This window comes from Alistipes sp. CHKCI003, from assembly GCF_900021155.1.
Taxonomy (GTDB): Bacteria; Bacteroidota; Bacteroidia; order Bacteroidales; family Rikenellaceae; genus Alistipes; species Alistipes excrementavium.
The window spans coordinates 117113-128580 of the sequence record NZ_FCNT01000006.1 but is presented as its reverse complement, the minus strand read 5'-3'; the positions used below and the strand labels follow the sequence as shown (position 1 = coordinate 128580).

At 60.1% G+C, this 11468-nt stretch carries 8 protein-coding genes; 2 read left to right on the top strand and 6 right to left on the bottom strand.

All coding sequences use genetic code 11. The features are described 5' to 3' along the window. Positions 1 to 407, top strand: a 407-nt coding sequence (locus tag BN3659_RS13235; protein WP_216092782.1) for a hypothetical protein, incomplete at its 5' end; no start/stop codon positions are given. Positions 408 to 518: 111 nt separating this feature from the next. On the opposite strand, the gene BN3659_RS00950 is transcribed toward BN3659_RS13235, so the two are convergent. The 5 genes from BN3659_RS00950 to BN3659_RS00930 all read right to left on the bottom strand — a co-directional run bounded on the left by BN3659_RS00950 (position 519) and on the right by BN3659_RS00930 (position 7667). Then, positions 519 to 992 carry a hypothetical protein gene (locus tag BN3659_RS00950; RefSeq protein ID WP_141682442.1) on the bottom strand — a complete coding sequence of 158 codons (474 nt, stop codon included), beginning with the start codon at positions 990 to 992 and terminating at the stop codon, positions 519 to 521. 340 nt (positions 993 to 1332) lie between these two features. Further along, complete coding sequence (locus BN3659_RS00945) at positions 1333 to 3552, bottom strand: sodium-translocating pyrophosphatase (protein ID WP_091533822.1); 2220 nt, start codon at positions 3550 to 3552, stop codon at positions 1333 to 1335. A gap of 643 nt (positions 3553 to 4195) precedes the next feature. Beyond that, the gene (locus BN3659_RS00940) at positions 4196 to 4939 is read right to left on the bottom strand and encodes a succinate dehydrogenase/fumarate reductase iron-sulfur subunit (RefSeq protein ID WP_091533820.1); all 744 of its coding nucleotides are present in this window, start codon (positions 4937 to 4939) and stop codon (positions 4196 to 4198) included. 38 nt (positions 4940 to 4977) lie between these two features. Next, positions 4978 to 6924 (bottom strand): fumarate reductase/succinate dehydrogenase flavoprotein subunit, encoded by a 1947-nt coding sequence (locus tag BN3659_RS00935; RefSeq protein ID WP_091533819.1) that lies wholly within the window; start codon positions 6922 to 6924, stop codon positions 4978 to 4980. A 38-nt stretch (positions 6925 to 6962) separates the two neighbouring features. Next, positions 6963 to 7667 (bottom strand): succinate dehydrogenase cytochrome b subunit, encoded by a 705-nt coding sequence (locus BN3659_RS00930; protein WP_091533817.1) that lies wholly within the window; start codon positions 7665 to 7667, stop codon positions 6963 to 6965. Positions 7668 to 7784: 117 nt separating this feature from the next. Here BN3659_RS00930 and BN3659_RS00925 point away from each other — a divergent pair, with 117 nt between their 5' ends. Beyond that, entirely contained in the window at positions 7785 to 8318 is a 534-nt protein-coding gene (locus BN3659_RS00925; protein ID WP_091533816.1) for a 5-formyltetrahydrofolate cyclo-ligase, read from the top strand. A gap of 1296 nt (positions 8319 to 9614) precedes the next feature. Here BN3659_RS00925 and uvrC read toward each other — a convergent pair. Further along, on the bottom strand, positions 9615 to 11453 hold the full coding sequence (uvrC, locus tag BN3659_RS00915; protein WP_091533813.1) for an excinuclease ABC subunit UvrC: 1839 nt from the start codon (positions 11451 to 11453) through the stop codon (positions 9615 to 9617). Positions 11454 to 11468: the final 15 nt, after the last annotated feature.

Here is an 11468-nt window from a genome sequence, read left to right as displayed (position 1 = left end):
ATATAGAAAATCGTCTCTTATTCTGCAAAATATTTGCACCTTATTTGTTATTAAAACTATCCATTTTATGGATTTGGGCACTAAAAAAAATTTTAAGGGGCCATCTAAACTTGTTAGACAGCCCCTTCGCTCTTATCCGCAAAGTCGCAGCGGATGAAAAATACGAGAACGATTTTGCTTTCAACGAAAAAACCGCCGGATCAGATTCCTCGCTTCGTCGAATGAACGCTATGAAAAGACAATCGCCTCTACTCCGCCCTGCGGTTCCCGCCGCCGATCCGCTTCCGCTGTCGAACAGACGATCCGAGACAGACACTCCCGTTCCAACTCACTCCTTTCGGCCGGCGATCGAAACCATGTCTCTTCCGTTCCTGAACTTATGGCCTCATTCCTCGTTTCGGCCCTGAAAGACTGCTTCTCCCTCGCACTACCCTTATCGCCTTTTTCCGTCCTGTGCTTCTCCTGCGGGCATTCTGCTGATTCTCAGTGTGCCCCGCAGAAAAGGCACCGACAGGATTCTATTCATGCTTTGCTTCGTTTTTGAGTTTCCGCCTCTTTTCCGCGCACAGTTTGCGGCGCGACAGTTCCTTGGAGTCGTGGTAGCGGCACACTTCGCCGCACATGCGATCGTACTCTTCGACGCGCAGGCGTCCGAAATCCAGATGAGGCACTATTTCAACTTTATCGAAATAGTAGTATCTGAAATAACAACCGTAACAGGAGATGCGGTTTCCCAAACAACACAGGGAGATCGATTGCGCAGAGATGTTCATCGCTTGGGAAGCAACATTCAGCGATTTGTACATGGAGATCAGCACGCGCTGGTTGTTGAAGACGAGTACGATCTTGGGGGCATTGAAAATGCTTCGCTTGGTCATGTCGCAGTTGCGGGTTTTCAGGTTCTCGGCTCCTCCGGCGGGAGGGAGGGGTTGTCTGCCTCGTCCCGAACGTATTGTCGAAAGGTGCGGGGCCGTCGTTTTTAGGTTTTTCATGCTCATATATTGTGATGTTTCTTCGCATATATATTTTTTAGTTTGGGCCAAGAAATAAAATCAATCTTTTTTGCGGATACTTTTTGATGCTACTGCATCAATCCCTATCGCGTACTCTATCCCTACGGGACCGCAACTTATCCCTCGGACTACTGCGGTCTGTCCAATAGCTACCCAGCCAATGCAAAACGAAGCGGTTGTCGACGACTTATCGGACAACCGCTTCGTTTTCGGCGATCCGCCCCGGGGCGAACGGCCGCTCTTGCGTCGGTCCGCACTTACATCCGCCGCAACGGCACCGGACGGTGCGGCCTTAGCGGTTCCGGCGTCCGTCTCTGCGTCAAAACAGATGATAGGCGACCGTAGCACCGGCCATGACGATCGCCACCATCGACATCAGCTTCACGAGGATATTGAGCGAAGGTCCCGCCGTGTCCTTGAACGGGTCGCCTACGGTGTCGCCCACGACCGTCGCCTTGTGGGAATCGGAACCTTTGCCGCCGAAATGCCCCTCTTCGATCATCTTCTTGGCATTGTCCCACGCGCCGCCCGAATTGGCCATGAAAACCGCCAGCACGAATCCCGAACCGAGACCGCCGACCAGCAGGCCGATCACGCCCGCCACGCCGAACACGAATCCCACGGCCACCGGCACGACGATCGCCAGCAGACTCGGAAAGAGCATCTCGCGCTGGGCGCCCCGCGTGGAAATTTCTACACAGCGGGCATAGTCCGGCGTACTTTCGCCCGTAAGGATTCCCTTGATTTCGCGGAACTGGCGCCGCACCTCGGCGACCATACTCTGCGCCGCACGCCCCACGGCGTTCATCGTGAGGCCGCAGAAAAGGAACGACATCATCGCCCCGATGAAAATGCCGACCAGCACCACGGGATTCATCAGCGTGATGCGGTAGTAATCCATGAAATCGAGGATCGAGGCATCCTGCACGAGCCGCTCGACGCCTTCGCCCAATTCCAATGTCCGCCGCCCGATGTGGAGCAATCCGATTTTGATCTCTTCGATGTAGGAAGCCAGCAGCGCGAGAGCCGTGAGGGCCGCCGAACCGATGGCGAAACCCTTGCCCGTGGCGGCCGTGGTATTGCCCAGCGCATCGAGCATGTCGGTGCGTTTGCGGACCTCCTTCCCGAGCCCGCTCATCTGTGCATTGCCGCCCGCATTGTCCGCGATGGGTCCGTAGGCGTCGGTGGCGAGCGTGATGCCCAGCGTCGAGAGCATGCCGACGGCGGCGATGCCGATTCCGTAGAGGCCGAGCGGCATATTCGCCGCGGAGAGCATGCCCCGCAGGTCGAATCCGACGGCGCAGAGATAAGCGAGAATGATGGCCGCACCGATCGTGATGACCGGAACGGCCGTGGAGATCATGCCCGTACCGATACCGGATATGATGACGGTCGCCGGTCCCGTGCCGGCGCTTTCGGCGATCTTGCGCGTCGGTTTATAGGAGTGCGACGTATAGTACTCGGTGGCCTTGCCGATGACGATCCCGGCCGCCAGCCCCGTTATCACCGAAAAGGAGAGGCCGAGCCAGTTCTGTATCTCCAGCAGTCGGAAAACGCCGAACGTGGCGGCGGCGATCAGCACGGAGCTGAAATTCACGCCTATGTTGAGCGAACGCATCAGCCGGCGCATGTCGGCGCCCTCGTCGGTGCGGACCAGATAAATGCCCAGCAGCGAAAGCACGATCCCGACAGCGGCGATCAGCATAGGCGCCAGCACGGCGCGCGCCTGCATGCCCGGATCGCCTGCAGCGGCGAAGGCCGCCGCACCGAGTGCCGCCGTGGCGAGAATCGAGCCGCAGTAGCTTTCGTAAAGGTCGGCTCCCATACCGGCCACGTCGCCCACGTTGTCGCCCACGTTATCCGCGATGGTCGCGGGATTGCGCGGATCGTCCTCCGGGATGCCCGCCTCGACCTTGCCGACCAGATCGGCGCCCACGTCGGCGGCCTTGGTGTAGATGCCGCCGCCCACGCGGGCGAACAGGGCCTGCGTCGACGCGCCCATCCCGAAGGTCAGCATCGTCGTGGTGATCATTACGAGCTTCTGGGATCCGTCGGCCTCGATGAAATAATTGAGCGCCACATACCACAGCGAAATATCGAGCAATCCCAATCCCACGACCACGAGCCCCATCACCGCTCCGCTGCGGAAGGCGACTTTCAGACCGCGGTCGAGCGACTGCCGCGCGGCATGGGCCGTGCGGGCCGATGCATAGGTAGCCGTTTTCATGCCGAAGAATCCGGCCAGAGCAGAGAAGAAACCGCCCGTGAGGAATGCGAAGGGAACCCACGGATTCTGCACGCCGACACCGTAGGCCAGCCACGCGAAAAAGAGAGCCAGCACCACGAAAACGATCGAAACGACCTTATACTGCTGACGCAGATAGGCCATGGCGCCTTTGCGGACGTAGCCCGCGATCTCGCGCATGCGTTCCGTGCCCTCGCTCTCGCGCTTCATGCGGACATAGAATCCATAGGCGAAAAGCAGCGCTGCGACCGACGCCGCGGGCACTGACCAGAAGATAGGAGGAATGGTGTTCATAGGTTATGATGTTTTAGAATCGGTTGCGGTCATCTCCCTACAAATATACGTTTTTTGCGCGGAAATCGTTTCGTCGCAACGCACGCCGCGCAATGCCGGGCAGCGTCCTCCGGCCGGAAAAGCGCATCTGCGGATTCCGAACGAACGCGGTTCGGGTCCGTACATAGCAGCTTCGAGTGTTTCCATGCCGCGAAAAGACACGGAGGTAATAAGTTGAGAGAATATGATTATCTTTACGTCCGAAATAAGACAACAACACGTTTGCCTTTGTTTTGAGTCTGTAAAATCGCCAATTTTAACTTAACTCTACAAAACAACGGTCGAACGTTCGCATTTGCGCGGGCGTTTACCTGGTTAGAGTTGGATAATGGCGATACCTACAGGCAGGGGAAACGTCCGCGCTTTCTATGTCCGATCTCGAAAAAAGCGCATCGCATCCCCTCGATCATCACCTTTTCGATCGACCACTTACAAAATTTATCCCACGAACATACCGCGAACAGATTTTCTCTACGCACGGTACGCGGAGCAAGAGACCCTCCGGAAGTCTCTCCGGATGAAAATCACCCCCGCCGGAAATTATGACCGACGGGGGTGGAATCGTAAAATCGGATTTGTCAGCGCGTCTTCGCGCCTCGGCCGATCAGTCTTCGAACTTCGCCGAAAGGAACTCGCGGTTCAGACGGGCGATGTGCGCGATGGAGATCGACTTGGGGCACTCGGCCTGACAGGCACCCGTATTGGTGCAGTTGCCGAAACCCAGCTCGTCCATCTTGGCGACCATCGCCTTCGCACGACGGGCACCCTCCACACGCCCCTGCGGCAGTTTGGCCAGCGACGATACGCGGGCTGCGACGAAGAGCATGGCCGAACCGTTCTTGCAGGTCGCCGCACACGCACCGCAGCCGATGCAGGCCGCGGCATCCATCGACTCGTCGGCATCGGCCTTCGGGATGGGAATCGCATTGGCGTCGGGCACCGAATTGGTGCGCACCGACACGAAGCCGCCGGCCTGAAGGATCCGGTCGTATGCACCGCGGTTCACCACGAGGTCTTTGATGACGGGGAAAGCGGCCGAACGCCACGGTTCGATGGTGATCGTCTCGCCGTCCCTGAACTTGCGCATGTAGATCTGGCAGGTCGTGGCGCCCTGTCCGGGTCCGTGCGCCAAACCGTTGATGTGGAGCGAACACATGCCGCAGATACCCTCGCGGCAGTCGTGGTCGAAGGCCACGGGCTCCTTGCCCTCGTGGACGAGGTTGTTGTTCAGAATATCCAGCATCTCAAGAAACGAGGTGTCGGCGGAGATGTTCTCGACCTTGTACGTTTCGAAACCACCCTTGCTCTTAGCGTCCTTCTGACGCCATATCTTTAATGTAAAATTCATAATTCCAAATCGTGATTAAAGTGTTAACGTCAAAAGCATCAGTCTTTGTAGTTGCGCTGTGCGGGGTGTACGAATTCGAAGTTGAGCGATTCCTTCGTCAGCTCGGGAGCCGCATCCGGACCCTTGTATTCCCAGACGGCCGCATAGACGAAGCGCTCGTCGTCGCGTTTGGCCTCGCCCTCTTCGGTCTGGTGCTCCACACGGAAGTGGCCGCCGCACGACTCCTCGCGGTTGAGTGCGTCGCGGGCCATCAGCTCGCCCAGTTCGAGGAAATCGGCCAGACGCAGCGCCTTTTCGAGTTCGACGTTGAACTCCTCGGCCTTGCCGACGACCTTCACATCTTTCCAGAACTCCTTGCGCAGGGCTTGAATCTCGACGATCGCCTTTTCGAGCGACTCCTTCGACCGAGCCATGCCGACATTCTCCCACATGATGTGGCCGAGTTTCTTGTGGATGTCGTCCACCGACTGCTTGCCGTTGACGGAGAACAGTCTGGCGATACGTTCCTTCACGTTCTTCTCCGCCTCGGCGAAAGCCGGCGTGTCGGTCTTCACCTTCGGTGCCTGAATCTTGTGCGAGAGGTAGTCGCCGATCGTATAGGGCAGCACGAAATAGCCGTCCGCCAATCCCTGCATCAGCGCCGATGCGCCCAGACGGTTGGCACCGTGGTCCGAGAAGTTGGCCTCGCCGATGGCATAGAGGCCCGGAATGGTGGTCATCAGGTTGTAGTCGACCCAGATGCCGCCCATCGTGTAGTGTACGGCAGGGAAGATCTGCATCGGCTCCTCGTAGGGGCTGACGTCCGTGATCTCCTCGTACATATCGAAGAGGTTGCCGTAACGCTGCTTGATAATATCCTTGCCCAGACGTTCGATGGCGGTCTTGAAATCGAGGTAGACGGCCAGCCCCGTCTCGTTCACGCCGAATCCGGCGTCGCAGCGCTCCTTGGCGGCACGCGAAGCCACGTCGCGCGGCACGAGGTTGCCGAAGGCCGGGTAGCGGCGTTCGAGATAGTAGTCGCGGTCCTCCTCGGCGATCTGCGACGGTTTCTTGGCACCCGAACGGAGCGCCTTCACGTCTTCGATCTTCTTAGGTACCCAGATGCGGCCGTCGTTGCGCAGCGACTCCGACATGAGGGTCAGTTTCGACTGCTGGTCGCCGTGCACGGGAATGCACGTCGGGTGGATCTGCGTGAAACAGGGGTTGGCGAAGCCGGCGCCCTTGCGGTAGCACTGGAAAGCGGCCGAACCGTTCGACGCCATGGCGTTGGTCGAAAGGAAAAAGACATTGCCGTAGCCGCCCGTGGCGATCACGACGGCATGGGCGCCGAAGCGCTCGATCTCGCCCGTAACGAGGTTGCGGGCGATGATGCCGCGGGCCTCGCCGTCCTCGATCACCAGATCGAGCATCTCGTGGCGCGGATAGCTCTTCACCGAACCGGCGGCGATCTCCTTGTTCAGCGCGGCATAGGCGCCCAAGAGCAACTGCTGGCCCGTCTGGCCGCGGGCATAGAACGTACGCGAAACCTGCGCGCCGCCGAACGAACGGTTGGCCAGCAGACCGCCGTATTCGCGGGCGAAAGGCACGCCCTGAGCGACGCACTGGTCGATGATGAGGTTGGCCACCTCGGCCAGACGATAGACATTGGCCTCGCGGGCGCGATAGTCGCCGCCTTTGATCGTGTCGTAGAAGAGACGATACACCGAGTCGTTGTCGTTCTGGTAGTTCTTCGCGGCGTTGATGCCGCCCTGCGCAGCGATCGAGTGGGCGCGGCGCGGCGAGTCCTGAATGCAGAATACCTTGACATTATAGCCCAGTTCGCCGAGCGAAGCAGCTGCGGAAGCGCCTCCGAGGCCCGTTCCGACGACGATGATGTCGAGCTTGCGTTTGTTGGCGGGGCTCACGACCTTGATAGCTGCCTTGTGGTTGCTCCACTTCTGAGCGAGTTCGCCGGCAGGAATTTTAGCATCTAATTTGAAAGCCATATTTCGTGTGTGTTTTATTATTCGACATTGGATTCGGATCAGCATGCGCCGCCGTTGCACGGGCAGAGGCTCTGGATGAAGTAGACGATCACCACGGCTGCGAAACCGAGGAAAACGATCGTGGCCACGACGTTGGCGATGCACTTCAGGCGGGGATACCACGTGTCGTTGGCCCAGCCTGCGGTCTGGAACATCGACCAAATGCCGTGCGTGAGGTGGAACCAGAGCGCGAGGAACCACACGAGGTAGATCACGACATAGTACCAGTGCGAAAAGGTGTAGGCGATGAGCGCCGCACCGTCGGCAGGACCGAAGCCCAGCGAGTTGGTGTGCTCGCCCATGATCTCCACGAGCTGCATCTTAGCCCAGAAGTTGAAGAGATGGATCAGCAGCCCGCCGAGAATGATGAATCCCAGCACGAGCATGTTCTTCGAGGCCCACGAAACGTTCGGCTCCTTCACCGTTACGGCATAGCGCTGGCTGCCGCGCGCCTTGTAGTTCTCCAGCGTGAGTACGACGGCATAGATGAAGTGCACGACCACGCCCGCCGCCAGCACCAGCGTACCGGCCAGCGCATACCAGTTGGCACCCAGAAACTCGCAGATCGCGTTGTACCCCTCGGGGGAGATGATGGCTGTGATGTTCATGGACATGTGGAAGAGGATAAAGAGCACGAGGAAACATCCCGTGATGCTCATTACTAACTTCTTGCCAAGAGATGAATTGGATAGAAAACAGCTCATAATTTTGAAATTTTGTTTATATTTGTTAAAGATTTGTGTTCACGCGCACAAAGATAGCTATTGTTTGCGGAATAACAACATAAACGGACGGGAAATTTCGGCCCGAAACAGGGGACTATGGACAAAAAAGAGATACGCCGTGAAATGAAAAGACGCAACCTCGCGCTCGCAGCCGGCGAGCGCGCAGAGCGTTCGGAAAAGATATGCGGAGCCGTCGAACGGCTCGGCCCGTTCGCAGCGGCGCAGACGGTCGCCCTGTTCGCCTCGCTGCCCGACGAACCCGACACGGCGCCGCTGCTCGCGCGGTGGCACGGACGCAAACGGGTACTCGTCCCGCGCGTCGAAGGCGACGTCATGCGCTTCTACGACTACGACCCGGCGCAAATGGAGCGCGGCGCATTCGGGATCGCCGAGCCGCAGGCGGACGCCCCGGCCGATCCGGCCGAGATCGACTTCATCCTCGTCCCCGGAACGGCTTTCACGTCCGGCGGCGCACGCATGGGCCGCGGACGGGGCTACTACGACAAATACATGTCGCAGGCGGGGTTTCGCGCCTATAAGGCCGGTGTTTGCTACCCCCATCAGCTCGTCGACGAACTCCCCGTCGAACCCCACGACATCCTCGTGGACACGGTCTGCACCGGCGCCTGACGGAATCGGCCGCCCCGCCGGAGGCGCATCTTGGGAGTGCGGCCGCCGACCGCCGAAGGCAAAAAACCGGAGCCGACCGCTTCCCGAGAGAGAGCGCTCCGATGCGGCAGGCCGCAATGTTCCGGCCGCAGCATCATCGTATGTACCCGCGTCGGCTCCGGACCGGAAACGACGGGACGGACTCATCGTTTCTGCCGCCGCGCTCCGGGCTCGGCGGGCGAACGCCCCGCACGAGTACGGCTGCTCCCACCGGAAGCATACGGTACAGGCCCCGCAGCGAGTGCGAGCGAACTGGATACGGGGCACGGATGACACCGTTCTGCGAAGACGGGAACCGAGATTTCGAGCATTGCGAACTGAGGAGTTTCAACGCTTCGCCAACGATTGCCGCGAAGCATTCGGCCCGAAAGCCGGACTGCCGTTCGTTTTCGGTTCTCCGCCCTGCCCGCCGCGAAGGCGGAAAGGATCGGCGGCTGTTCCTTCAAAGCGCTGCTCGAAGCCCGAACGGGTGCGCCCGTAAGCTTCGGCGTCCTGCACATCGGTTGCAGAGGGGGCATTCCACTCGGGATCGGCTCCGGTGTCCCGACACGTGCCGGCGTGCGTAGCGGATAAGGAGCCTTGCAAACGGACGCCGGCGACGGTCTCCGAATATGCGGCCCGGCCCGATGTGCGGCTCGCAGCGGATGCAGGGCCCGATGTCGCACGGATCGACCGCACCGAATGTCCCGACGATCAGGGGGCTTCTTTTCTTCATGCCCGACCGGTCCGCGGGTCCGGTGTCGTGGGCCTGCTGCGACAACAATGCCGACGAGGTCTCGCCGGTACAGTTCCGCACGAGGGGGGCAGCATCGCGGTAACACGGGCCGCACGGAGAGGGGCCGTTTCGGCAGCCGTCTTACGTTCCTCGGACCGTTCGATTTTTCGGTGCGTCCGTGGGACAGAGCTTCGGAACCGGAATTCGTGATTCCCCGCACGCGCTTCGACCAAACGCAGCTTGCGATGCGCGAATGATCCGGCACCGGATCGACCGTGCGACGGGCGGCCGGCGGACGATACGTTCGGCGGCATTGAGCCATACGGTCTGAGCCCCCTCGAACGATTCGGCCGGCATTCCTGTCCTCGTCGGGGCAAGGCATTCGGCCGGCGATTCGGTAACCGGCGAACTGCACGGCCGGCGGCTCTGCCGACATCGGGCGATCGGGCGGACAGGTGCGCTTGTGCCGGCATTCGGGGGGGGCGTTTCGATCGTGTGCGACGTAAGACGTGGACAGGGCGGCCGGTCGTTCGGCGGCCTGTTCATGCTTCGCGGTGGAAGCGGTCGTAGACCTTGTGCGCCTTTGCCGGACCGATGAGCGCCGTCAGTTCCCCGATGTTGGCGGCTTTGACGCGGGCCACCGTGCGGAAATGCTGCAACAGCGCGGCGACGGTCTTCGCACCGATGCCTTCGATCCGCTCCAGTTCGCTGTGGATGAAATCCTTGCTCCGCTTCTGACGGTGGAACGAGATGGCGAAGCGGTGCACCTCTTCCTGAATGTGCGTCAGAAAATGAAAGAGAGGCGAAGTGGGGCGGAGGCCGACCAGCACGGGCGGATAGCCGCAATACAGTTCGGAAGTACGGTGCCGGTCGTTTTTGGCCAGTCCGGCGATCGGGATGTCCAGTTCGAGATACTCCAGCACTTCGTGGATGACGGCCATCTGTCCTTTGCCGCCGTCGGCGATGACCAGATCGGGCAGTTCGGCTCCCTCTTCTTTGAGGCGGCTGTAACGGCGGTAGACCACCTCGCGCATCGAAGCGTAGTCGTCGGGGCCTTCGACGGTCTTGATGTTGAAGTGGCGGTACTCCTTGCGTGCGGGTTTGCCGTCGCGGAAGACGACGCACGAAGCCACCGGATGGGATCCTTGCAGGTTGGAATTGTCGAAACACTCGATATGCCGCGGCGGACGGTCGAGGCGAAGCTCCTTTTGCAGGGCCGTCATCAACCGCTCGGTGTAGCGCTCGGGATTCCTGATTTCGAGGTTTTTGAGCTGTTCGGCGCGGTAGATGCGGGCGCTGCGCTGCGAGAATTCGAGCAGTTCGAGTTTCTCGCCCCGCTTCGGGACGGTGAAGGTTACGCCGTCGAAGAGCATCGCGGCGGAGGGCAGGAAGGGTACGATCACTTCGCGGGCCAGCTTGCCGCCGGCGATGTGCTCGACGATGTGCTGGATGGCGAGCGTCAGCATCGCCGGTTCGTCGTTGTCGACGCCCGGGGTGAGTTTCACGGTGTAGACGCCCGTGATCGAGCCGTGGCGGATGCGCACGAAGTTGCAGTAGGCCGTCGCCTCTTCGTCCGCGAGCAGCGAGAAGACGTCCACGTCGTCGATCTTCGCGCTGACGATCACCGACCGGCTCGAATAGTTGTCCAGTGCGTCAAGCCGCGACTTGTAGCGCTGCGCCAGTTCGAATTTCAGTTCGGAGGCCGCCTTGTCCATCTCCGTTTCGAGGTAGCTCCGCACGGGCCGCAGGTCGCCCCTGAGGATGGAGACGACCATCCCGACCTCGCGGGCGTAGTCCTCCTCGCTCTGCGCTCCGACGCAGGGCCCCTTGCAGTTGCCGAGATGGTATTGGAGGCACACCGCGTATCGGCCTCGGGCGACGGCCTCGGGCGAGAGGTTGAGCTTGCACGTCCGCAGAGGCACTACCTCGCGGATGAATTCCAGCACGCTGTGCTGCATCACCACCGACGAGTAGGGCCCGAAGTACTGCGAACCGTCGCGCACGAGCTGCCGCGTGGACTGCACGCGGGGAAAATGTTCGCGGCGTACGACGATCCACGGATAGCTCTTGTCGTCCTTGAGCAGAATGTTGTAGCGCGGCTGATGGGTCTTGATGAGCGAGTTTTCGAGCAGCAGGGCATCCGCCTCGCTGTCCACGACGATGTGGCGGATCTCGGCGATCTGGCGCACCAGCACGCGTACCTTGGCGCTGTGCTCCTTGCTTTGCACGAAATAGGACGAGACACGCTTGCGCAGGCTCTTGGCTTTGCCCACGTAGATGATCCGGCCCGCCCGGTCCAAAAACTGATAGACCCCGGGTGCGAGAGGCAGCAGCGCCACCTGTTCTTTCAGGCTGAGCCCGTTTTTGTCGTTGTCGGCCATAATCGGAAGCAAAAA

What these genes read in the sequence shown, in the direction of transcription:
- BN3659_RS00930 (WP_091533817.1), bottom strand. Translation starts at nt 7,667, where the DNA reads ATGAGCTGTTTTCTATCCAATTCATCTCTTGGCAAGAAGTTAGTAATG.
- BN3659_RS00935 (WP_091533819.1), bottom strand. Translation starts at nt 6,924, where the DNA reads ATGGCTTTCAAATTAGATGCTAAAATTCCTGCCGGCGAACTCGCTCAG.
- BN3659_RS00950 (WP_141682442.1), bottom strand. Translation starts at nt 992, where the DNA reads ATGAAAAACCTAAAAACGACGGCCCCGCACCTTTCGACAATACGTTCG.
- BN3659_RS00940 (WP_091533820.1), bottom strand. Translation starts at nt 4,939, where the DNA reads ATGAATTTTACATTAAAGATATGGCGTCAGAAGGACGCTAAGAGCAAG.
- uvrC (WP_091533813.1), bottom strand. Translation starts at nt 11,453, where the DNA reads ATGGCCGACAACGACAAAAACGGGCTCAGCCTGAAAGAACAGGTGGCG.
- BN3659_RS00945 (WP_091533822.1), bottom strand. Translation starts at nt 3,552, where the DNA reads ATGAACACCATTCCTCCTATCTTCTGGTCAGTGCCCGCGGCGTCGGTC.
- BN3659_RS00925 (WP_091533816.1), top strand. Translation starts at nt 7,785, where the DNA reads ATGGACAAAAAAGAGATACGCCGTGAAATGAAAAGACGCAACCTCGCG.